Genomic DNA, 21,266 nt, shown 5'->3' with positions numbered 1-21,266 from the left:
AGACCCCTGTGCAGATCGAACAGGAGGATAAGGAAAGGCGGGATGTCAAAGAGTTGCCGCAGCCTTCAAGGCCATCCGACACGATCGACGTGACCAAAATACAGCGCCGGGAAGGTAGGGGCTTTGCCTCACTGATGCAGCCCGCTAAACCTTGTCCCGGCGTGCCGTTCGCGGTTTCCGCCGCTATGCGATAGTCCGAACGAGCTCCATCGCAATTAACGCGGCTGGATTTGCGGAGGTGGTGTCATAGACCTCCCCTTGCTCATGAGGTGGACGTTGCGCGTCGCTGGTTTGCGACCGCTATGATGCTCCTCCTGGGACACAAAACTGTCAAGCAGGATCAATGATCTGACGATCACATTTGACGACCCGAGTTCCGCTGGAAGGCCCGCTGTGCAAATCGCTTCCGCGCGAAGTGAGGAATTTCAGAAGGCCGCGGGAATGGTGGCATCATGCTCCTGTTTTGCCCGACGAGTCAAACCCGCTTCGTAAAATCCGCATTACAAAGGAGCGGCCCCCGCAAGCCATTGATTCTGCTATGGCCGGCTACTGTGCATGGGGTTGTTTTCGCACATTTTTGCCGATGGCCGGCGGCAGCCTAGAGAAACATGTCCGCCAGGTCGACCGTCGAGGCCTTTCCGATCTGGTCGAAGTTTCGTGCCAGCCAGCCTCGCGCCGCCTCGCGGCCCTCGTCGCGCAGGCGGCACAACAGGCTCCATTCGGGGTGGAATTGCGTGGCGGTGCCGAGCTGCGACATCAATTGGTCGTTGCCGATCCAATGCATGTACATGCGGCTGTGCTTGTTGCTGTCGAGCTCGCCGTCGTCGATCAGCCGGGTGGCGAAGGCGATCGCGCGCATCTCGCGCATCAAGGACGAATTGAAGCTGATCTCGTTGATACGGTGGAGGACGTCGGCGGCACTGGCCGGCAGCTCGTCGCGGCGGATTGCCGTCACCTGCACGATGATGACGTCGTGACTGCCCTTGCGGTAGATCAACGGATAGATCGCGGGATTGCCGAGATAGCCGCCGTCCCAATAATGCTCGCCATCGATCTCGACGGCCTGGAAATAGGGTGGCAGGCAGGCCGACGCGAGCACGGTTTCCGCCGTGAGAAGCGGGCTCTGGAACACCTTGATCTTGCCGGTACGGACGTTGGTGGCGTTGAGAAACAGCTGCGGCGCCTCGGGCGAGGAATTGAGGCGGTCGAAATCGACCACGCGCTGCAGCAGCGCGCGGAGCGGATTGAAATGAAAGGGATTGAGCAGGTTCGGCGGCAGCGTGTGCGTCAGCGTGTGGATGAATGCGTGGACCGGATGATATTCCGGCGGCAGCTTCAGGGCCTGGATCCACTGGTTCAGCGGCGACATCAGGTCGTACGCCATGTCCATGCGCGACACTTCGTACCAGAACGCGTGCAGGCTCTCCCGCGCGGCCTCGGCGCCTCCATGCGCCATGCCGGAGGCCATCGCCACCGCATTCATGGCGCCGGCACTGGTCGCGCTGATCGCCTCGATCGCGAGCCTGCCGTCCTCGAGCACCTGGTCGAGCACGCCCCAGACGAAGGCGCCGTGCGCGCCGCCGCCCTGGAGCGCGAAGTTGACGTTCTTGCAATTGGTGGTCCCGCTGGCTGTCACTTTGCTCGCTTCTTGCCTCCCGTCCCCTCTTTCTCCAGCGCCTTGCGCACCTGCTTGAACTCTTCCAGCGATGCCTTGTCGGCACGGGGGAAACGCAGGTCGAGCTTTTCCAGCTCGACATTGATCACCGAGCCGATCACGACGCGGGCGAACCATTTGTGGTCGGCGGGCACGACGTACCATGGCGCATGGGAGGTCGCCGTGTGCCGGACGATGTCCTGGTAGACCGCCTGGTAGCGCGGCCACAGCGCGCGCTCCTTGATGTCGTCCATGGAGAACTTCCATTGCTTGGCCGGATCCTCCAGCCGCTCGAGGAAGCGCTCGCGCTGCTCTTCCTTGGACACGTTGAGGAAGAACTTCAGCACCACGGTGCCGTTGCGGCAGAGATAGCGCTCGAAGGCGGAGATGTCCTCGAACCGCTCCTTCCAGATGTTCTTGGTGACGAGCCTGGGCGGCAGCTTCTCCTTCGCGAGAATCTCTGGATGCACACGCGTTACCAGGCATTCCTCGTAATGCGAGCGGTTGAAGATGCCGATATGGCCGCGCTCGGGCAGCGCGACCGCATGACGCCAGAGGAAGTCGTGGTCGAGCTCCTTGCTGCTCGGCGCCTTGAATGCCGTGACTTCGCAGCCCTGCGGATTGATGCCCTCGAAGATCGCCTTGATCGCAGAGTCCTTTCCGCCGGCATCCATCGCCTGGAACACGATCAGGAGCGACCAGCGGTCCTGCGCGTAAAGCTTCTCCTGAAACGCGATCAGCCGCTTCTTGTTGGCGTCGAGAATCGCGAGCGCCTTCTCCTTGTCGAGATCGCCCTTCTCGTCGGTCTTGTGATCCTTGAGGTGAAACTTGCCCGAGCCATCATAGCGGAACGGCCTGATGTAGCGGTCAAGCTCCTGGGCGAGCGACTTGGACGGCTTTTTGCTCATGAGCGCGGGGCACCTTGCGTTGCAACTTCAATCGGTCGAGCAAGCTACCAAGGATGCCCTTGGGAAGGAATATGATGAACAGCACGAGCAGCACGCCGTAGACGAGGTTGTCCCAGCCGACCGCCTTGGTGCCGAAACCGATGCGCAGCGTTTCCGCCAGCAGGATGGTGATGATGGCCCCGACGGTCGGGCCGAGCGAGACGAACAGCCCGCCGACGATCGCGGCGAACACCATCTGCAGCGAGACCGCGATGCCGCTGACCGTGTCGGGGGTGATGAACATCTGGTACTGGCAGTAGATCGCGCCCGCCAGCGCCGTCATCAGCGCGCTGAGCAGCGTGATCTTCAGCTTCTCGGCGGTGACGTCGACGCCGGCCGCGGCCGCGGCGTCCTCGTCCTCCGAGATCGCCTCCAGCGCATAGCGCGCCATGCTGCGGTCGACCCAGTGCCAGACCACGATGCCAAACAGCCAGACTGCCAGCGCGATCAGGTACCAGGTGGTCTTGTCGTCGAATTGCAGCGCCAGCAGCTTGTTGCCGGACGCGCGGTTCGGGGTGTAACCGAGCGAGCCGCCGGTATAGTCGCGCGTCGCGGTGATGACCTGGAGCACGATGCCTGACAGCGCCAGCGTCACCAGCACGAAATAGTGCCCGGTGATGCGAAAGCGGAAGCAGGGATAGCCGACGATCATTGCCAGCGCGCCGGCCGCCGACATGCTGATGGGAATGCCGATCCAGGGCGACAAACCTGCGTGATTCCACAACAGCGCGGTGACGTAAGCGCCGATCCCCATGAAGCCGCCATGGCCGAGCGAGACGAGGCCGAACCGCCCCATCATCGACCAGGACGTATAGGCGAACGACCAGATCAGGATCAGCACCAGGATGTGCAGATGATAGGGATCGCGATAGACGAAGGGCAGTGCGACCAGCGCCGCCAGTCCGATCCCCCACGCCGCAAGCCGTCCCTGCCCCATCATCGGCGCCTCGCAAGCAGGCCCGCGGGCCGGATGAACATCATGACGATGAAGAACGCGAAGGCGAGCACATAGCCCCATTCGAGGTCGGAGAACAGGCCGCCGAGCGAGATGATCTCGGCGAACACGAAGGCGGCGATGAAGCCGCCGATGAAATTGCCGAGGCCGCCGAGCACGCAGATCAGGAAGGTGATCGGCCCGAAGGACAGGCCGACGAAGGGATGCACGTCGTATTGCAGCACCAGGAGACAAGCGGCGAGGCCGGCGAGCGCGCCGCCGAGCGCCGACGTGATCAGGTAGATCCGCTTGGTGTCGACGCCCATCAGCGCCATGATCTGCCGGTCCTGCGAGATGGCGCGGATCGCAATGCCGGTGAAGGTGCGCGTCATGAACAGATAGACCGCGACCATGCCGACCAGCGCGGCGACGAACGAGAGCAGCCGCGCATAGCTGAAATTCATGTCGCCGAAGGCGAGCACCGGCAGGCGGATGCCGAGATTGCGGAAGTCGATGCCGAAGGCGACGGTGGCAAAGCTCTGCAGCACGAACAGCACCCCGCCGGTCGCGAGCAGCTGGTTGATCGGAGGTGCGGTCAGAAGCGGCGCGATGACCAGATAGTGCAGCGCCGCGCCGAGCACGGCGACGAGCAGGATGGTGAGCGGGGCAGCAACGAAATAGCTGATGCCGTAATACTGCACCATGAAATACATGCCGTACATGCCGATCATGACGAGCTCGGCGTAGCAGATCCAGGTCACGTCGATGACGCCGAAGATCAGGTTGAGCCCAAGCGCAAGCAGCGCCAGCACGCCGCCGAGCAGGATGCCGTTGATGACGGCTTCCAGCAGGTAGATGTCGAATACGTCCAGGAACGCCTGCATGCCCATCACACCCCGAGATAAGCTTCCTTGACCGTGTCGCTCGCCAGCATCTCGGCCGAGGTGCCGGACGCGCGGATCGTGCCCGCCTCGATCAGATAGGCGCGGTCGACCACCTTCAGCACCTGCTGCACGTTCTGCTCGACGATCAGCACCGTCAGCCCGCTGGCGCGGATCCGCTTCACCAGCTCGAACACCTGCTGCACCACCACCGGCGCCAGCCCCGCCGAGGGTTCGTCGAGCAGCAACAGTTTTGGATTGGACATCATCGCACGGCCGATGGCGCACATCTGCTGCTCGCCGCCGGACATGGTGCCGGCCATCTGGTGACGGCGTTCCTTCAGGCGCGGAAACAGGTCGAACACCACCTCCAGCCGCTCGGCGTAGTGGTCCCGCGCCTCCTTCATGAAGGCGCCCATCTTGAGATTGTCGTCGACCGTCAGCTGTGGAAATAGCCGCCGGTTCTCCGGCACATGCGCAATGCCGAGGCTGACGATCTTGTGCGGCGGGGTCGCGACGACGTCGACGCCTTCCATCTTGATCGATCCGCGGGAGGGACGGATCAGGCCGGAGATGACGCGCATCAAGGTGGTCTTGCCGGCGCCGTTGGGGCCGATGACGCCCACGGCTTCGCCGGCCTTCACGTCGAGATTGACGTCGAACAGCGCCTGGAAGGTACCATAGCCGGCATTGACGCCGCGAAGCTCCAGCATAGCCTAGCCCCCTGCGCGGCGGCGCGCTTCGGCGGCCGCGGCCTGCGTGGTCTCGGCATCGGTGCCGAGATAGACCTCGATGACGCGCGGATCGCCCGCAACCGCGCTTGGCAGGCCTTCCGAGATCTTCTCGCCGTGATCGAGCACCATGACGCGGTCGACGACGCGCATCAACACGCCCATGATGTGCTCGACCCAGATGATGGTGATGCCGAGCTCGTCGCGGATGTTGCGCAGCATGTCCGCGGCCTGATCCATCTCGGCCTCGTCGAGTCCGCCGAGACTCTCGTCGGCGAGCAATAGCTTTGGCGCGGTGGCGAGCGCCTTCGCCAGTTCGAGCTTCTTCAACCCCGCTGCGCCGAGCCCATCGACGCTGGCATGGCGGTCGGTCGGCAGGCCGACCATCGCCAGCGAGCGCTCGGCCGCCTCCTCCGCCTTGGCGCGGCTGTGGCGGCCCTGGCCGTAAAAGCCGGCAAGCGCGACGTTCTCGAAAATGCTGAGGCGACGGAACGGCCGCGGGATCTGGAAGGTCCGCCCGATGCCGCTGTTGATGATCCGGTGCGGTGCAAGGCCCGCGATCTCGTGCCCCGCGAACAGGATCGATCCGGAGGTCGGCGCCAGCGTGCCGGAGAGCATGTTGAAGATCGTGCTCTTGCCCGAGCCGTTGGGGCCGATCAGGCCGAGGATCTCGCCCTGGTCGACCCGGAACGACACGTTGTTCACGGCGGTGAAGCCGCCAAACCGCTTCACCAGTCCGCTGACTTCCAACACCGGAGCACTCCGCTACTGGTTGCTGTAGGTGGTGCCCTTCGGTAGCGGCAGCACAGCCTCGCGCTGCGCCTGGCTCTTGGGCCACACCACATAGGACTTGTCGTCGACGTATTGGATCACGACCGGGAACGAGCGCTCGTTCTGGCCGGCCATTGGCGAGCCCTCGCCGTGGAATTTGACGCCGAAGCCGAGCATGGTGCCGCCTTCGGGTATGTCGGTGTCCAGTGCTGCCTTGCGCAGGGAGTCGGGATCGACGCCGCCATATTTCTTGATTGCGCGCGGCAGCACGTCGGTGAGGAACAAATAGGTATTGGACGCAGCCATGCCGACATGGGCCGAACGGATTGCGACGCCCGGCTTGCGCTTGTCGAACTCCTCGCCAACCGCCTTGATGACCGGCGGCAGCTTCGGATCCATTGTCTTCTGGTTGGCGAGCCAGATCGAGATCGGATCGGTGTTGAAGACGTAGTTGGCATCGGCGCCCAGGCCTTCCTTCAGCTTCTCATAGACCCCGTAGCCGGCGCCATGTCCTACCAGTGCGCCGAACTTCAGCCCCTGCTCGCGGGCTTGCCGGAGCAACAGGGTGATGTCGGGATTATAGCCGGTATGGAAGACCACATCCGGCTTGGCCCGCTTCAGCTTGGTGACCAGCGCAGACAAATCCGGTGCCGTCGCCGAATAGCCCTCTCTGAGCACGATGTTGAAACCAGCCTTCTTGGCACCGGCCTCATTGCCTTTGGCAACGTCGACGCCGTAGGCGCCGTCCTCGTGGATGATGGCGACCCGCAGGTCCTTCGGGTCCTTGCCCAACTTTTCCTTCGCGTTCTGCGCGATGAAGTCCATCGTCATCATGCCGAACTGATCGCCGGAGGCCTGCGGTCGAAACACATATTTGTAGTTCTTGTTCTCCAGCACCGCCGACGAAATGCAGGTCGTGATCCACATGAACTTCTTCAGCTGCTCGACGCGCGCCGCCACCGGCACGCATTGCGCCGAGGAGAAGAAGCCGAGCAGCATGTCGACCTTTTCCTGCTCGATCAAACGGATCGCTTCATTGATGGCGACATCCGGCTTGCTCTGAGCATCGGCATAGATCGCCTCGATCTTGTAGCCTTCGACGTCCTTCGCGCTGTACTGATCCAGCATGATCCTTGCGCCGGTATATTGCAGCTCCGAACCGCCGCCGGCGAGCGGACCCGTCAGATCATAGATGACGCCGATCTTGAGCTTCTTCTCTTGAGCCTTGTCTTGGGCCTCGGCAGACACCGCCAAGCCCGTCGCTGATATCGCGACCAACAGCCCACGTACCAAGCGGGCAGCCATGCGCAGGCGCATCAAAACCTCCCTGGACCATTGTGCATTGCATTCTTGGTGCAATTTCTTCGGCCCATCACATGGGCTGCGCGCGGCGATGTCAAGCCTCGCGCGTCAGCGCGCTGCGCACTGCTGCTCGATGAAGGCCGTGACAAATCGCGGCATGGACGGCCTGAGATCGCTGGTCCCGCGCACGAGATGAATGGCCGACAGCTCCGGCTCGGTCTCGCGCGCAAGGTTGGCTTCGATCCGGGCGCGGGCCACATCGCCCGGCATGTCCAGGTTGATGACCTGCAGCATCGCGATCGTGGGGCCGGTGACCACGCAATGCCAGCCCGGCTCGATCCGATAGTCGGCCGCGGTCAGGCCGGTCTCCTCCCCGAGCTCGCGGACGACGCTGCCGGGAATGTCGAGCGCGCCGTTCCTGACGTCGTCGAGATCAGGCGTTCCCGAGGGGAAATAGATGCGGCCCGCATTGGCGGTGTGGGGCGCCATCTCGCCCATGATGAAGGCGCCGTCGGAGGCGCGCAACGCGCCCATGCCAAAGCCGTTGAACACGGCCTTGTCGGGAAAGCTCCAGTCGCGCCAGGCAAGGAAGCTTGCGAAATCGGTCTCGAAATAGGTCGCGGTCAGATGACCGTCGCTGAACACGGCGTCGCGCCCGAGCAGGACGCGGCCGTTCCAGATTTTCGGCCGCTCGCGCTGCTTCTCGGCGAAATGCGCCGCGATCTCGGCGCGCCGTTCCTCGGCGAACGGCCACACGATCGGCCGCACCGCAAGATCAAGCGTCGTGACGCGATGAATGATTGGTGACGTCATGACGCCTGATACCACGCCTTCGCGGCGGCTATTTGGCGCTCCCGGTGGTCTTCTTGGCCTGCTCGACGAATTTGTTGGTGAAGGTCTTGCTGACGTCGATCTTGGCGTTCGCCACCTCGGGCGAGCCGACACTGAACACCGCAAGCACGGCGTCGGCGCCCTTCGGGTCCATCTTGCCGGTCTCGGAATACATCGGGATCGTGTTCTTCAGTGCGGCGAGATAGAGGTCCTTGTTCTTGCCGACGGTCTCCTCCGGCATTTTCGCCATGATCTCCTCGGGCGTATGCGAATGGATCCAGGCGAGCGTGGCGACGATCGCATTGGTGAGGGCCTGTGCCTCCTTCTCGTGGCTGTTGACCCAGGCCGCGGTCGAATACAGCGCGCCGCCCGGATATTCGCCGCCGAAGGTCTCCAGCGTATCCTTCTGGGTGCGGGTGTCCGAGAGAATGCGCAGATCCTTGTGGCTGCCCTGCAGCACGGTCACGGACGGATCGAGCATCACGGCCGCGTCGATCTGGCCCTGCTCCATCGCGGCCACCGCGGTGGCGCCGAGGCCGACGCCGATCACGGCGGCGCTGGTGGGATCGAGCCCGTGCTTCTTGAGCATGTATTTCAGGAAGAAGTCGGTGGAGGAGCCGGGCGCACTGACGCCGACCTTCTTGCCGGCGAGATCCTTGACCGACTTGATGTCGTTGGTGCGCGAGGGCGCGACCACCAGCACGAGGCCGGGATAGCGGTCATAGACTACGAAGGACTGCAGCTCCTGCTTCTTGGCGGCGAGATTGACGCAATGGTCGAAATAGCCGGAGACCACGTCGGCGCTGCCGCCGAGAACGGCTTTCAGCGCGTCCGAACCGCCCTTGAGGTCGACCAGCTCGACATTGACGCCGGCCTTGTCGTATTCGCCGAGCTGCCTGGCCAGCACCGTCGGCAGATAACATAGACAGGAGCCGCCGCCGACCGCGATGGTGACTTTGCTTTGCGCCGCGGCAAGCGAGGTGGTGAGCGTCAGCGCGAGCAGCGCGCCCGCGAGCCTGGCAATCGTGTTCTTCATTGGTTTCCTCCGTTCGGCCGGCGGCACCATAGAGCAGCGGGGCTGGCTTGAGAAGCACTGCCTGAGCGGGCTGGCCATCAGCCCTTCGGCGCAATAGCATGCCCAAACAAGAACAATTCCTGATGGGGAGATCATCCATGAATCGCCTTGCAGCCAGCCTGTCGATCGCCGCCGCCTTTGCCGCCGGATGCGGCGCCACCCACCTGCTCCGGCCGGCGCTCGCCGCCGAGAATATCAACGCGCAGATCATTCACACCGGCGAGATGGAGGGCGATGCGCTCGGGCCCGCCAACGCGGTCGGCTACCGCTCCAAGATGTTCGCGAGCGCGGATGGCGCCACCGTCTCGATCCAGGTCGGCAACGTGCCCAAGCACCTGCATCCCAACACCAACGAGATCCAATACATCCTGGACGGCACCGGCACGATCTGGCTTGGCGACAAGGAGGTGACGGTGAAGCCCGGCGACCTCGTCATCATCCCCAAGGGCACGCCGCATGGCGGGACCAAGCCGATCAGCGGCCAGGTCAAGGCGATCGCGATCAAGACGCCGCCGCAAGCCCCTGACGACACCAAGCTGCTGGATTGAGCTTGTGCTCACCTCTCCCGCTTGCTTGCGGGAGAGGTGAACTCGCGCCTAGCCCCTCCCATCCAACGCGGTCGGCCGCCACACCAGGAGCCGCCGCTCCACCAGCGTGACGCCGAAGTCGATCAGGATGACGAAGGCGGACAGCACGAACATGCCGGCGAACACGCCGGCGACGTCGAACACGCCCTCGGCCTGCTGGATCAGGTATCCGAGCCCGGCCGCCGATCCCAGATATTCGCCGACCACCGCGCCGACCACGGCGAAGCCGACCGAGGTGTGCAGCGAGGAGAACATCCAGGACAGGGCCGACGGCCAATAGACATGCTGCATCAGCTGCCGCTCGCTCATCCCGAGCATGCGTCCGTTGTCGAGCACGGTCCGGCTGACCTCCTTGACGCCCTGATAGACGTTGAAGAACACGATGAAGAACACCAAGGTGACGCCGAGCGCGACCTTGGACCAGATGCCGAGCCCGAGCCACAGCGCGAAGATCGGCGCCAACACGACACGCGGCAGTGCGTTGACCATCTTCACATAGGGGTCGAACACCGCGGCGACCAGCGGTTGGCGCGCGAACCAGAAGCCGACCAGGACCCCGCCGAGCGATCCGATCACGAAGGCGAGGATCGATTCCGTAAGCGTGATGCCGAGATGCTTCCAGATCACGCCGGAGGCGAACCATTTCACGATCTGGCTGAACACGTCGAACGGGTTGGAGAAGAAGAACGGCGGCAGCAGGATCTTGCCGAACACGGGCACGGTCGACAGCACCTGCCACAGCACGATGCCGACGACCGCGACCAGGACCTGCAGCGCAAACAGCGTCGGGCGCGACATCAGACCGCCTCCGCCGCCTGGGTGGACTGCGCGTAACCCTTCATCACCTCGTCCTTCAGCACGCTCCAGATCTCACGATGGAGCGCGTGGAATTCCTTGTCGAGACGCACCTCGAAGATGTCGCGCGGGCGGGCCAAGCTGACGCGCCAGTCGCCGATGATGCGCGAGGACGGTCCCGCCGACATAATCACGACGCGGTCGGCGAGCGCGATCGCCTCTTCCAGATCGTGGGTGACGAACAGCACGGCCTTGCGGTCGGCATTCCACAGGTCGAGCAGCAGATTGCCCATGACCTGGCGCGTCTGCGCATCGAGCGGCCCGAACGGCTCGTCCATCAAGAGGATCTTCGGATCGCGGATCAGCACCTGCGCCAGCGCCACGCGCTTGCGCTGCCCGCCGGAGAGCATGTGCGGATAGCGGTTCGCAAAAGCGCCGAGGCCGACGGAGGTCAGCCATTTCTGCGCCTGCGGCACGGCTTCAGCGCGCGGCGTGCCCTTGATCTCGAGCCCGATCGCGACATTGTCGAGCGCGGTCTTCCAGGGGAACAGCGCGTCGGCCTGGAACAAATAGCCGGCATCCCGATTCAACCCCGCCAGCGGCTGGTCGAAGATCCTGACGCTGCCGGCGGCCGGCTTGAGCAGGCCGGCGGCGACGTTCAGCAGCGTCGATTTTCCGCACCCTGTGGGCCCGACAATGGCGACGAACTCGCCCTGTGCCACCGCGAGATGAGCCTTCTCCACTGCCGTGTAGACCCGCCCGTCTCCCAGGCGGAACGCAACCTTGGTATCTTCCAGCGCCACTGCTGTGGGCGTCGTCATGTGCTTCCTCCGAACTCAGGCCGATGCCTTAGCCGCTCACGCGGCCAAGTTCAATCGAGGCGCCGGGCGTGCTACGCATACCGTGCTGCCGCTCTCTTACCCTCCCCTGGAGGGGGAGGGTCGGCTCGCATGAGCGCAGCGAAATGTGAGACGGGGTGGGGTGACGGTCTTTCCACAGATGCACTGCCAACGTGGATAGATCACCCCACCCCGCTCGCGCTTCGCGCGATCGACCCTCCCCCTCCAGGGGAGGTAAGAGAAGAGAGAGCACACCTGCGATGTCTGCCAAGCCGGCGATCAGCTATCAAAAGGTCACCAAGAGCTTCGGCTCACTCAAGGCCGTGAACGATGTGTCGCTCGACGTCGCCGAGGGCGAGTTTGTGGCGATCGTCGGCGGCTCGGGCTCGGGCAAGACCACGCTGCTGCGGCTGGCCAACCGGCTGATCGAGGCCGACAGCGGCACCATCACGGTCGAAGGCGAGGACGTGCGGAATGTCGATCCGGTCGCGCTGCGGCGGCGGATCGGCTATGTCTTCCAGAGCGGCGGGCTGTTTCCGCATCTGAGCGTCGCCGACAATATCGGCATCACACCGAAGCTGCTCGGCGAGCCGGCTCCGACAATCGGAGGGCGCGTCGACGAGCTGTTGGAGCTCGTGCAGCTCGACCGGGCTGCTCACCGCAACCGCCTTCCGGAGGCCCTTTCCGGCGGCGAGCGCCAGCGCGTCGGCGTGGCGCGGGCGCTCGCCGCAAGACCCCGCATCGTGCTGATGGACGAGCCGTTCGGCGCGCTCGATCCCCTCACCCGCGACGCGCTCGGTGACGACTATCGCGCGCTGCACCGCAAGCTCGGCCTGACCACCGTGATGATCACCCATGACATGACCGAGGCGATCCTGCTCGCCGACCGCATCGCGGTGATGCGCGGCGGAGGATTGCTCGCACAGGGTACGGCCGCCGAACTCGCGAGCAGCAGCGACGATTACGTGCTCGAGCTGTTGCGCACCCCGCGGCGCCAGGTCGAGCGACTGAATGCGTTGCTCCCGATGGGCGGTGAGGCATGAGCCTCTTCGCCGATCCACGCTGGGGCGAGGCGCTGTCGCATCTGCCTGACTACCTCGGCAACCACGTGCGGGTGAGCCTCGCCGCCCTCGCGCTTGGCCTCGCCGTGAGCCTGCCGCTGGCGATTTTGACGCGCAATCGTCCGGCGCCGCGCGGCATCCTGCTCGCGTTCGCCAGCATCGTGCAGACCGTACCCGGGCTGGCGCTGCTCGCACTCTTCTATCCGCTGCTGCTGCTGGCGGCTTCCGTCACGCTGGCCTGGTTCGGCGTATCCTTCTCCGCGTTCGGCTTCCTGCCGGCGATGCTGGCGCTGGCGCTCTATTCGATGCTGCCGGTGCTGCGCAACGGCATCACCGGCCTCAACGGCATCGATCCCGCGCTGATCGAGGCAGCGAAGGGCGTCGGCATGACCGCGCGGCAATCGCTTGTCATCGTCGAGCTGCCGCTCGCGCTGCCGGTGATGATGGCCGGCATCCGCACTGCGGCGGTGTGGGTGATCGGCACCGCGACGCTGTCGACGCCGATCGGGCAGACCAGCCTCGGCAACTACATTTTTGCCGGCCTCCAGACCCAGAACTGGGTGTTCGTGCTGTTCGGCTGCGTGGCTTCCGCCCTGCTCGCGCTTGCGGTCGACCAGCTGCTTGGGCTCATCGAGAGCGGCCTGCGCCGCCGCAGCCGCGTGCGCAGCGGCCTCGGCGCAGTCGGAATCGCGGCGCTGCTCGCCGCTACGCTGGTGCCAACGATGGGTCGCTCGTCGTCAGGCTATGTGGTCGGCGCAAAAACCTTCGCCGAGCAATATGTGCTGTCGGCGTTGATGAGGGACCGCCTCCAGGCCGCCGGTCTGTCCGGGACGGCGCGCTCCGGGCTCGGCTCCAGCGTCATATTCGGGGCGCTGAAGGCCGGCGACATCGATCTCTATGTCGATTATTCCGGCACGCTCTGGGCCAACCAGCTGCATCGCACCGACATGAGGCCACGCGCCGAGCTGGTGGCGGAATTGAAGACCGCGCTCGCCAAGGACAACATCACCCTGCTCGGCGAGCTCGGCTTCGAGAATGCCTATGCGCTGGTGATGCCAAGACGACGCGCCGAGGCGCTCGGCATCCGAACCATCGCCGATCTCGCCGCACATGCTGCGACGCTGTCGATTGCGGGCGACTACGAATTCTTCTCGCGCCCCGAATGGGCCGCCCTGCAGAAGGCCTATGGGCTGCAGTTCCGCGCCCAGCGCCAGATGCAACCGGACTTCATGTATGCGGCCGTCGCCAGCGGCGAGGTCGACGTCATCGCCGGCTACACCAGCGACGGCTTGATCGCCAAATACGAGCTCACAACGCTCGACGATCCCAAAAACGCGATCCCGCCCTACGATGCCATCCTGCTGCTCGCGCCGAAGCGCGCCGGCGACGAGCGACTGCAGGCGGCGCTCAAGCCATTGCTCGGCAAGATCGACATCGCCACCATGCGCGAAGCGAACCTGCGCGCCAGCGGCAATGATGCGAATTCATCGCCCGATGCTGTGGCGAAGTGGTTGTGGGAAAAAGTCGGCAAGCGATAAGCCGGTTACAGCCCCCGGATCATCCCCGCGTCGATCAGCAGCCGGTTCAGCCGCCGCGCCTCGGCGCCGTCCTTGCAGCCGTAGAAGATGCCCTTGCAGCGGAGCATGATCTCTTTCTGCTCGGCAAAGGAGGGGTCGAGCGGGATGCCGGCGGCTTCCTGAATGACCAGCGGCAGATAGGGGCCGTCGATCGTGTCCATCACGGCCTGGCTTCCAACCGGCTCGAAATTGACGGCGTCGATCGCATAATAGGTCGCGTAGAGGCGCGGATCGTAGGCGTCGAGCTTCTTGCCGATCGCGCCCTCGTCGAGCCCGGGCTCCAGGATAGCAGGCGCAAATTCCGGCTGATGATCGCCATAGCGCACGATCAGGAAGGGCTCGCCGGGAAAGGTCTTCTTCAAGCCGGCAACGAACGCCTTGTACTGCTCGGCGCTCATCGCCTGCCGGCGCAGATATTCGTCGATGGACGCCACGTTGCCCGGCGCGCGCCAGTTCGGCAGCAGATCGGGGCGGAAGCGGGTCTCCCAGGGGAAGTGGTTGGCACCGAGATAGATGAAGGTGAACAGCGGCTTGTTGGGCGGCTGCTGGCCGATCAGCTGCAGCGCCTTGTCGTAGAAGAAGCTGTCGGGCTCGACATCCTTGGCGCCGAGATCCTTGGAATCGAGGAAGCGCTCGATTCCCGTCGTCATCTGGAAGCTACGCGCGGCCATGAAGCCGCCATGGGCGGGATAGAGCGACAGCGTGTCATAACCGCAGCGGCGCAGCGCCAGCGGCAGGCCGCGCTCGACGCGGCTCGAGGCGATGCGCGTGACGAAATAGGCGAAGCGGCCAAACGAACGCGAGGAGAGCCCAGCGAGCACGTTGTATTCGGTGAACCAGCTCGGGCCGCCATTACTCTCGGCGAGGAACGTGCGCTGCTTGCCGTCCCACGATTTGAAATGGTCGCCGTAGCGCGGCGGCACCTTGATGCCCTGCGCGGCGCGGATGTCGAAGCTCGATTCATCATGGATCATGATGATGTTGGGCCGGCGGCCCGCGGGGTGGCAGGCATCGACCAGCGGCATGTTGAGCCGCTCGTTGGTCGAGGCAGCCGCCTCCATGAAGCCGTACCGCGCAAAGTCGGAGACGGCTGTGACGCCCGAGCGGAAGAATTTCGAGAGATAGCCGTCGTCGTAATAGCCGCGCCAGGCCTCGTCCGGGTGATAGAGCGAATAGCCGACCAGGGCGGCAAGGCAGGCGAGTTTGCAGGCGAGCGCCGGCAGGCGGCGGATGCGGAACGGATCGAGCCACCACAGCGCGTACATCAGCGGCAGCGTGACCAGACCGGCCAGGATCACCGACCAGCGCAAATTCGGAAAGATCGTGAACAGGAACGCTACGGTGTCGCGGTCGATCATCATCAGGTCGATGAAGTTGACCGTCATCTGCACCACGTCGTGCTTGAGCCGCGACAGCAGCACCAGCACGACGACCATGGTCAGCGACAGCGCGCCCGACAGCGCCGGCCGCCGCAGCAGCACGATCCAGAAGAAGTTGAGGATGCCCCAGGCCAGCGCGAAGGACAGGCGCGAGCCGAAATCGGTCTCGGTCTCGTACATCAGTGCGAGCGCGGCCAGATGCGGCGCCGCAACCGCGAGCAGCCGCCAGATGCCGAGTGCGGCGACGCTCGCCAGCACGGCGGTGGTGGCAGAAGGGCCTGGATTGGGCGCGGACGCCATCGACGACACGCAACTTCTGGTCCGGCGGGGTGATGCCAAGCCTGGCCGGCCTGATAGCGGCCAAGGCCTCCGGAGCAGCCGGAAGCCTGCACCGTGTCATAAAACTGTAACGGAACGGTCAAGGACAGGCAACGCGCGGCGGGGTCCGACCTTCGCTTATTGTTAGTGGGCTGCGACGCATGCCCCAGCGCTTCGCTATTCCGGCGATGAACTGGTCTAGCACCGCTTCGCCTGCGCCATCCTCGACGCTCGGGACGTCGCGGCTCGGCAAGTGCGGACGACGCCGCGGACCGGCGCGCAGCATCGCGGACGGAGATCTCCGCTCCGTGCTTTCAGTTGCAGCGCAGCATCGATCAGGGCCATGGCGACGTTCGCCGTGGTGATACCGCCGGCGTGGACCGCGGGGACGGCGGGCGTGCGGCATGGAGCTCGAACGACCCAGCAATGTCTCGCGCAAGACGAAAAGAGCGAGATCGCTGTTTGCGATCTCGCTCGAATTAGAACCGCAAAGGTTCACGATTTGGCTTGGCGAGCGAAGCTCGTTGCGCTCGTGTCCCGGACAAGCGCAGCGAAGCGGAGCGCAGAGCCGGGACGCAGGAGCCGCGCCGGGCCCCGGATCAGCAGCGCATCACCAAGGTGCTGAGCGCGTCCGGAGCACAACGGCTTAGTTCTTGCTCTTGTCGACCAGCGCGCCCTTCTTGATCCAGGGCATCATGTCGCGCAGCTTCGCGCCGACTTCCTCGATCGGGTGCGCCGCGAGCTTGGCGCGGGTCGCCTTGAACGAGGTCTGGTTGACCTTGTTCTCGAGCATCCAGTCGCGGGCGAACTTGCCGCCCTGGATGTCGGCCAGAACCTTGCGCATCTCCTTCTTGGTCTCGTCGGTGATGATGCGCGGGCCGGTGACGTACTCGCCGTACTCGGCGGTGTTGGAGATCGAGTAGTTCATGTTGGCGATGCCGCCTTCATAGATCAGGTCGACGATCAGCTTGACTTCGTGCAGGCACTCGAAATAGGCCATCTCCGGCGCGTAGCCGGCTTCGACCAGGGTCTCGTAGCCGCCCTTGATCAGCTCGACCAGGCCGCCGCAGAGCACCACCTGCTCGCCGAACAGGTCGGTCTCGCACTCTTCCTTGAAGGTGGTCTCGATGATGCCGGCACGGCCGCCGCCGATGGCGGAAGCATAGGACAGGCCGAGGTCATGGGCGTTGCCCGAGACGTCCTTGGCGATCGCGATCAGGCAGGGCACGCCGCCGCCGCGCTGATATTCCGAGCGCACGGTGTGGCCGGGGCCCTTCGGCGCGATCATCAGCACGTCGAGGTCGGCACGCGGATCGAGCAGGTTGAAATGGACGTTGAGGCCGTGGGCGAACACCAGGGCGGCGCCCTTCTTCATGTTGTCGTGCAGGTGCTCGCGATAGATGTCGCCCTGGAGCTCGTCCGGGGTCAGCATCATGACGAGGTCGGCCCATTTGGCGGCGTCCGCAACTTCGAGCACCTTGAAGCCGGCAGCTTCCGCCTTCTTGGCCGAGGCCGAACCCTTGCGCAGCGCAATGGCGACTTCCTTGACGCCGGAATCCTTCAGATTGAGCGCATGGGCATGGCCCTGGCTGCCATAGCCGACGATGGCGACCTTCTTGCCCTTGATCAGGTTCAGGTCGGCGTCGCGATCGTAATAAACACGCATAGGTCGTTTCCTCGTTCAGGGCCGAAATCGGCCAATGGTCAGTGTCCGAAGGGTGAAATTTGCGGATTTCGGGGGCTGTCTAGAGCATTTTCAGCCCTGAGGGAAACCCGTTTCTGCATGGAAATCCGCGACATCATGCATCCATGAAAACGGGGTAGAGGGAGGCCAGCAGCAGGATCGCCATCAGAATGTTGAAGGCGCGGACCAGCCGCTCGGAGGTCAGGACCGGCCGCAATGCGGAGCCGAACAGGGCCCAGACCACGGTCGAGACCGTGCCGACGACGAGGCTGATCACAGTCTGAATGGCGATGTTGATCGGAAATTGGGCGATCGCCGCATAGGCGGTGATGGTGCCGATCACGATGACCCAGCCCTTGGCGTTGATCCATTGGAACATCGCCGCGCCCCAGAAGGTCATGGGGCCGCGGCCATTCTCCTCGCCCGGCTTTGCCGGACCGGCCATGGCGATCGCGGCAGCCAGGTAAATCAGGTAGGCGGCGCCGGCATATTTCAGGATGGTCTGGAGGATCGGATAGGCCAGGAACACCGAGCCGAGTCCGAGGCCGACTGCGGCGACCATGAAGGCGAAGCCGAGCACGATGCCGACGATGTGCGGGATGGTGCGCCGGAAGCCGTAGGTCAGGCCGGAGGACAGCAGCATGATGTTGTTCGGCCCGGGCGTGAAGTACATCACGACCATGAAGACGAGGAAGGCGTAGAACAGCGAGTAGGTCATCATCACCTCACGCAGTCTTCGGCAAAACTTGCGGGCGCTTTGCCAGCACCATCACGGCGATGCCGCCGATCACGGTCAGCATGCCGGCGAGGCGCAGAGGGCCGAACCGTTCGCCGAACACGATGCTGGAGGCCGCCGAGCCCACGAACGGCACCAGCAGCGCGAACGGCACCACTTGCGCAGCCGGGTAGTCACGCAAGAGGCGGCCCCACAGCCAATAGGCGATGCTGGTCGAGATGCCTCCGAGCATCAGCATGCAAAGCGCCGATGCGAGCGACATGTGCGTCAGCGACGTCCATGTCGATGCCGGCCCGTTGGCGAGCAGCGCCAGCACAAACAGCGGCACGGCCGAGGTGAGGCAGAGCCAGGCGAACAGGTCGAACATCGGCACGCCGCGCGCGCCTCGAAGCAGGAGATTGCCGATTGCGAAACTGAGTGGGGAGATCATCAGAACCGCGAAGGCTCCGACGCTGAAATCGTAACCGACGGTGCCGCAAATCATCAGCAGGCCCACCGCGGCGATGGCGACGCCGAGCGTCTGCACCGGCGTCGGACGTTCGCCAAATAGGATCGCGGCAAAGCCGATCGTGAACAGCGCCTGGCTCTGCACGACGACGGAGGTGAGGCCCACCGGGACGCCATGGGCGATGCCGTAGGCCTGCGACAGGAACTGACCGAGGAACAACGTGAAGCTGATCGCGATCAGCAGTGACCAGGCGACCTTCGGCTTCGGAATGAACAGGCACGGTGCCGCGGCGATCGTAAAGCGCAACGCCGTCATCAGCTCCGGCGAAAGCTCGTCGAGCGCGATCCGGCTCGCCACGAAGGCAAGCCCCCAGATGATCGCCACCATGACGGCGATGAGGATGTCGGCCGGCTTCATTGTTCTCGGTTCTGCCTTGTCGTGCAGCCCTGTTTATTGTTCTGGTCTAGCCTTGCTCGCCGGCTTTCGGTTTCCGCAGCAGATACGTGCCGTGCATCGGCGCGTGATAGTCGGCCGCGACCAGGGTGAAGCCGACGTCGGTCAGCATCCGCTCCATCACCCAGCCGAAGGTGGAATATTCGTCGCGCATGTGGGTTACCACGCCCTCGCGGGAGAAATCGTGGTTCTTGATCTGGAAGTCGGCCCATTGCTCGACGTCACGCTCGATCGCGTCGGGCATCGATGAGTAAACAATGTCACGGAGATAAAACGTCGCTCCGGGCTTGAGGGCGCGAAAAATCCGCGACATCGCCACCGCCTTCCAGAAATCCGGCAGATGGTGCAGCGTGAACTCGCTGACGATGAGATCGTAGGATTCGGGCCGGTAGGCGAAGCTGAGCAGGCCGGCGGATTGGGTGCGCACCGGTGCCTTGCGGTCGCGGGCATAGATCTCGGCCAGCGCCAGCATTGCCGGCGAAATGTCGATGGCGTCGACGTCGGCGCCCATCAACGCCGCTTCGGTGGCGAGCACGCCGTTGCCGCAGCCGATATCGGCGATGCGCCAGCCGCGCTGGACCCCGAGCATCTTCAGCGCGGCGCGCGCCCGCAGATCGGCATCGTCATGGTTGTCGTAGATCGAGGCCACAGCGGGCTCGATCCCCATCCGGTTCCGCTCGTTGTAGTACCAGTCGCGCGCCAGCATGGCTCACATCCCTTCAGGCCCGCGGCCGATCGCGGCAACGCCGGTGCGCGACACCTCGACGAGGCCGAGCGGGCGCATCAGGTCGATATATTGATTGATCTTGTCCGTATTGCCTGTGATCTCGAACACAAAGCTCTCGGTGGTGGCGTCGATCACCCGGGCGCGGAACGCATCCGCCAGCCGGAGCGCCTCGACCCGATGCTCGCCCTGTCCGCGCACTTTCACCATCGCCAGCTCGCGCTCGATCGAGCGCTTGGTCTGGGTCATGTCGACCACCTGATAGACCGGGATCATGCGGTCGAGCTGGTTCTTGATCTGCGCGATCACCATCGGCGTGCCCGTAGTGACGATGGTAATCCGAGAGAGGTGCTTCTGAGCCTCGGTCTCCGAGACCGTGAGGCTCTCGATGTTGTAGCCGCGCCCCGAGAACAGGCCGATGACGCGCGCGAGCACGCCAGGCTCGTTCTGCACGAGCACCGCAAGCGTATGCGTCTCGTTGGGGTCGTGACGGTCCTCGATGAAATAGGCGGATGCGGGCTGGTTCATTGTCGTCCCCTCTTGTCTCTCCGTCACGCCTTGGCCGATTCTTTGGCTGGCGCGTCCATCCCGACCCAGCGGCGGAACAGATCGAAATCGATATTGCCGCCGGACAGCACGAGACCGACGCGCTTGCCCTTCAGCTTGCTCTTTTCCTGCAGCGCCGCGGCCAGCGCGGCTGCGCCGGCGCCTTCGGCGAGATTATGCGTATCGGTCCAGTAGGCGCGGATCGCGGCGGCGACCTCGTCGTCAGTGACCTGCGCGATTCGCGCAGCCCCCTTGCGGATCAGCGCGAATGCATCCTCGTCGGGGATGCGTGTCGCCATGCCGTCGGCGCGCGTGTTGCTGGTCTCGGTCGTCACGATCTTGCCGGCCGCAAACGACAGCGCGTAGGACGGCGCTTCCGTCGACTGCACGCCGACGATCTCGGTCTTCAGGCCGAGCAGGTCGCGCGCCATGATGCAGCCGCAGATGCCGGAGCCCTGCCCGATCGGCACATAGAGGACGTCGAGGTCGGGCACTGCGCGGAACAGTTCGAGAGCGTAGGTCGCAACGCCAAGAACGAGATCCGGGTGGAACGAGGGCACCATGTGGAGCCCGGCGAACTGCGCGCGACGCTCGGCTTCCTCGCGTGCCGCCTGAAAGTCCTCGCCGTGTTCGACGAGTTCGGCACCGAAGGCCTTCATCGCGCGGTTCTTCTCGACCGAGTTGCCGCGCGGCACATAGATCACCGCGGGCACGCCGTGGCGGCTCGCGGCAAAGGCGAGGCTCTGGCCGTGATTGCCGCGCGTCGCCGAGATGATGCCGGATGTCTTCGGCCGCTCGCGCTTCAGCCGTTCGAGATAGACGAGGCCGCCGCGCACCTTGAAGGCGCCGATCGGCGTGTGGTTCTCGTGCTTGACCACGACCTCGGTGCCGATCCGACCTGCGAGCAACGGCCAGGCATGCGCCGGCGTTGCCGGCACCGCCTGCCCCACGATCGCATGTGCGCGCTCGAGCTCCCTCAGGTCGAACATGGCC

At 64.4% G+C, this 21,266-nt stretch carries 21 protein-coding genes; 3 read left to right on the top strand and 18 right to left on the bottom strand.

What is annotated here, in order from left to right; all coding sequences use genetic code 11:
* Positions 1 to 598: 598 nt before the first annotated feature.
* From XI05_RS02450 to XI05_RS02410, 9 genes are all read right to left on the bottom strand, one after another.
* On the bottom strand, positions 599 to 1,636 hold the full coding sequence (locus tag XI05_RS02450; RefSeq protein WP_271498383.1) for a patatin-like phospholipase family protein: 1,038 nt from the start codon (positions 1,634 to 1,636) through the stop codon (positions 599 to 601).
* Positions 1,633 to 2,562: a polyphosphate kinase 2 family protein gene (locus tag XI05_RS02445; RefSeq protein WP_271498382.1), complete on the bottom strand. Its 930-nt coding sequence runs from the start codon at positions 2,560 to 2,562 to the stop codon at positions 1,633 to 1,635. The genes XI05_RS02450 and XI05_RS02445 overlap by 4 nt, the downstream gene beginning before the upstream one ends.
* Complete coding sequence (locus XI05_RS02440) at positions 2,522 to 3,541, bottom strand: branched-chain amino acid ABC transporter permease (protein WP_271498381.1); 1,020 nt, start codon at positions 3,539 to 3,541, stop codon at positions 2,522 to 2,524. The genes XI05_RS02445 and XI05_RS02440 overlap by 41 nt, the downstream gene beginning before the upstream one ends.
* A complete protein-coding gene (locus tag XI05_RS02435) occupies positions 3,538 to 4,419 on the bottom strand; it encodes a branched-chain amino acid ABC transporter permease (RefSeq protein ID WP_271498380.1) in 882 nt (293 codons plus the stop codon). The genes XI05_RS02440 and XI05_RS02435 overlap by 4 nt, the downstream gene beginning before the upstream one ends.
* A 5-nt stretch (positions 4,420 to 4,424) precedes the next feature.
* Positions 4,425 to 5,129, bottom strand: a complete 705-nt coding sequence (locus tag XI05_RS02430) for an ABC transporter ATP-binding protein (RefSeq protein WP_271498379.1) — start codon at positions 5,127 to 5,129, stop codon at positions 4,425 to 4,427.
* 3 nt (positions 5,130 to 5,132) lie between these two features.
* Positions 5,133 to 5,900: an ABC transporter ATP-binding protein gene (locus XI05_RS02425; RefSeq protein ID WP_036037489.1), complete on the bottom strand. Its 768-nt coding sequence runs from the start codon at positions 5,898 to 5,900 to the stop codon at positions 5,133 to 5,135.
* 12 nt (positions 5,901 to 5,912) lie between these two features.
* A complete protein-coding gene (locus XI05_RS02420) occupies positions 5,913 to 7,235 on the bottom strand; it encodes an ABC transporter substrate-binding protein (RefSeq protein WP_172787423.1) in 1,323 nt (440 codons plus the stop codon).
* Between the two features lie 93 nt (positions 7,236 to 7,328).
* On the bottom strand, positions 7,329 to 8,033 hold the full coding sequence (locus tag XI05_RS02415; protein WP_271498378.1) for an NUDIX hydrolase: 705 nt from the start codon (positions 8,031 to 8,033) through the stop codon (positions 7,329 to 7,331).
* 28 nt (positions 8,034 to 8,061) lie between these two features.
* Positions 8,062 to 9,087 carry an ABC transporter substrate-binding protein gene (locus tag XI05_RS02410; protein WP_271498377.1) on the bottom strand — a complete coding sequence of 342 codons (1,026 nt, stop codon included), beginning with the start codon at positions 9,085 to 9,087 and terminating at the stop codon, positions 8,062 to 8,064.
* A gap of 137 nt (positions 9,088 to 9,224) precedes the next feature.
* On the opposite strand from XI05_RS02410, the gene XI05_RS02405 reads away from it, so the two are divergent.
* A complete protein-coding gene (locus XI05_RS02405; RefSeq protein ID WP_271498376.1) occupies positions 9,225 to 9,674 on the top strand; it encodes a cupin domain-containing protein in 450 nt (149 codons plus the stop codon).
* A 48-nt stretch (positions 9,675 to 9,722) separates the two neighbouring features.
* Here XI05_RS02405 and XI05_RS02400 read toward each other — a convergent pair whose 3' ends face one another.
* Together XI05_RS02400 and XI05_RS02395 are read right to left on the bottom strand one after the other, a co-directional pair.
* Entirely contained in the window at positions 9,723 to 10,511 is a 789-nt protein-coding gene (locus XI05_RS02400) for an ABC transporter permease (RefSeq protein WP_271498375.1), read from the bottom strand.
* Positions 10,511 to 11,329, bottom strand: coding sequence for an ABC transporter ATP-binding protein (locus XI05_RS02395; RefSeq protein ID WP_271498374.1), 819 nt, complete (start codon positions 11,327 to 11,329; stop codon positions 10,511 to 10,513). The genes XI05_RS02400 and XI05_RS02395 overlap by 1 nt, the downstream gene beginning before the upstream one ends.
* A gap of 278 nt (positions 11,330 to 11,607) precedes the next feature.
* On the opposite strand from XI05_RS02395, the gene XI05_RS02390 reads away from it, so the two are divergent.
* Entirely contained in the window at positions 11,608 to 12,390 is a 783-nt protein-coding gene (locus XI05_RS02390; RefSeq protein ID WP_271498373.1) for an ATP-binding cassette domain-containing protein, read from the top strand.
* A complete protein-coding gene (locus tag XI05_RS02385; protein ID WP_271498372.1) occupies positions 12,387 to 13,946 on the top strand; it encodes a glycine betaine ABC transporter substrate-binding protein in 1,560 nt (519 codons plus the stop codon). The genes XI05_RS02390 and XI05_RS02385 overlap by 4 nt, the downstream gene beginning before the upstream one ends.
* A 5-nt stretch (positions 13,947 to 13,951) precedes the next feature.
* Here the strand turns inward: XI05_RS02385 and XI05_RS02380 are convergent, their stop codons facing one another.
* The 7 genes from XI05_RS02380 to XI05_RS02350 all read right to left on the bottom strand — a co-directional run bounded on the left by XI05_RS02380 (position 13,952) and on the right by XI05_RS02350 (position 21,262).
* Complete coding sequence (locus tag XI05_RS02380) at positions 13,952 to 15,664, bottom strand: sulfatase-like hydrolase/transferase (RefSeq protein WP_271498371.1); 1,713 nt, start codon at positions 15,662 to 15,664, stop codon at positions 13,952 to 13,954.
* Between the two features lie 664 nt (positions 15,665 to 16,328).
* Entirely contained in the window at positions 16,329 to 17,348 is a 1,020-nt protein-coding gene (gene ilvC, locus XI05_RS02375) for a ketol-acid reductoisomerase (RefSeq protein WP_271498370.1), read from the bottom strand.
* A gap of 133 nt (positions 17,349 to 17,481) precedes the next feature.
* Positions 17,482 to 18,084, bottom strand: a complete 603-nt coding sequence (locus XI05_RS02370; RefSeq protein WP_271498369.1) for a LysE family translocator — start codon at positions 18,082 to 18,084, stop codon at positions 17,482 to 17,484.
* Positions 18,085 to 18,091: 7 nt separating this feature from the next.
* Complete coding sequence (locus XI05_RS02365) at positions 18,092 to 18,967, bottom strand: EamA family transporter (protein WP_271498368.1); 876 nt, start codon at positions 18,965 to 18,967, stop codon at positions 18,092 to 18,094.
* Between the two features lie 46 nt (positions 18,968 to 19,013).
* Positions 19,014 to 19,709, bottom strand: coding sequence for a class I SAM-dependent methyltransferase (locus tag XI05_RS02360; RefSeq protein ID WP_036006616.1), 696 nt, complete (start codon positions 19,707 to 19,709; stop codon positions 19,014 to 19,016).
* Positions 19,710 to 19,712: 3 nt separating this feature from the next.
* Positions 19,713 to 20,255 carry an acetolactate synthase small subunit gene (ilvN, locus tag XI05_RS02355; protein WP_018640841.1) on the bottom strand — a complete coding sequence of 181 codons (543 nt, stop codon included), beginning with the start codon at positions 20,253 to 20,255 and terminating at the stop codon, positions 19,713 to 19,715.
* 23 nt (positions 20,256 to 20,278) lie between these two features.
* Positions 20,279 to 21,262, bottom strand: coding sequence for a threonine dehydratase (locus XI05_RS02350; RefSeq protein WP_271498367.1), 984 nt, complete (start codon positions 21,260 to 21,262; stop codon positions 20,279 to 20,281).
* Positions 21,263 to 21,266 lie beyond the last annotated feature (4 nt).

Source organism: Bradyrhizobium sp. CCBAU 11357, assembly GCF_028128865.1.
Lineage (GTDB): Bacteria > Pseudomonadota > Alphaproteobacteria > Rhizobiales > Xanthobacteraceae > Bradyrhizobium.
Note: the sequence above shows the minus strand (reverse complement) of the source record. Positions and strands in the feature narration are given on the sequence as shown.

Bases quoted from the DNA above. Each gene is read 5' to 3' on its own strand.
- XI05_RS02395 (WP_271498374.1), bottom strand. From the start codon at position 11,329: ATGACGACGCCCACAGCAGTGGCGCTGGAAGATACCAAGGTTGCGTTC.
- XI05_RS02430 (WP_271498379.1), bottom strand. From the start codon at position 5,129: ATGCTGGAGCTTCGCGGCGTCAATGCCGGCTATGGTACCTTCCAGGCG.
- XI05_RS02360 (WP_036006616.1), bottom strand. From the start codon at position 19,709: ATGCTGGCGCGCGACTGGTACTACAACGAGCGGAACCGGATGGGGATC.
- XI05_RS02445 (WP_271498382.1), bottom strand. From the start codon at position 2,562: ATGAGCAAAAAGCCGTCCAAGTCGCTCGCCCAGGAGCTTGACCGCTAC.
- XI05_RS02435 (WP_271498380.1), bottom strand. From the start codon at position 4,419: ATGCAGGCGTTCCTGGACGTATTCGACATCTACCTGCTGGAAGCCGTC.
- XI05_RS02350 (WP_271498367.1), bottom strand. From the start codon at position 21,262: ATGTTCGACCTGAGGGAGCTCGAGCGCGCACATGCGATCGTGGGGCAG.
- XI05_RS02420 (WP_172787423.1), bottom strand. From the start codon at position 7,235: ATGCGCCTGCGCATGGCTGCCCGCTTGGTACGTGGGCTGTTGGTCGCG.
- XI05_RS02415 (WP_271498378.1), bottom strand. From the start codon at position 8,033: ATGACGTCACCAATCATTCATCGCGTCACGACGCTTGATCTTGCGGTG.
- XI05_RS02440 (WP_271498381.1), bottom strand. From the start codon at position 3,541: ATGATGGGGCAGGGACGGCTTGCGGCGTGGGGGATCGGACTGGCGGCG.
- XI05_RS02410 (WP_271498377.1), bottom strand. From the start codon at position 9,087: ATGAAGAACACGATTGCCAGGCTCGCGGGCGCGCTGCTCGCGCTGACG.
- XI05_RS02385 (WP_271498372.1), top strand. From the start codon at position 12,387: ATGAGCCTCTTCGCCGATCCACGCTGGGGCGAGGCGCTGTCGCATCTG.
- XI05_RS02405 (WP_271498376.1), top strand. From the start codon at position 9,225: ATGAATCGCCTTGCAGCCAGCCTGTCGATCGCCGCCGCCTTTGCCGCC.
- XI05_RS02380 (WP_271498371.1), bottom strand. From the start codon at position 15,664: ATGGCGTCCGCGCCCAATCCAGGCCCTTCTGCCACCACCGCCGTGCTG.
- XI05_RS02365 (WP_271498368.1), bottom strand. From the start codon at position 18,967: ATGAAGCCGGCCGACATCCTCATCGCCGTCATGGTGGCGATCATCTGG.
- XI05_RS02370 (WP_271498369.1), bottom strand. From the start codon at position 18,084: ATGACCTACTCGCTGTTCTACGCCTTCCTCGTCTTCATGGTCGTGATG.
- XI05_RS02400 (WP_271498375.1), bottom strand. From the start codon at position 10,511: ATGTCGCGCCCGACGCTGTTTGCGCTGCAGGTCCTGGTCGCGGTCGTC.
- XI05_RS02390 (WP_271498373.1), top strand. From the start codon at position 11,608: ATGTCTGCCAAGCCGGCGATCAGCTATCAAAAGGTCACCAAGAGCTTC.
- ilvN (WP_018640841.1), bottom strand. From the start codon at position 20,255: ATGAACCAGCCCGCATCCGCCTATTTCATCGAGGACCGTCACGACCCC.
- ilvC (WP_271498370.1), bottom strand. From the start codon at position 17,348: ATGCGTGTTTATTACGATCGCGACGCCGACCTGAACCTGATCAAGGGC.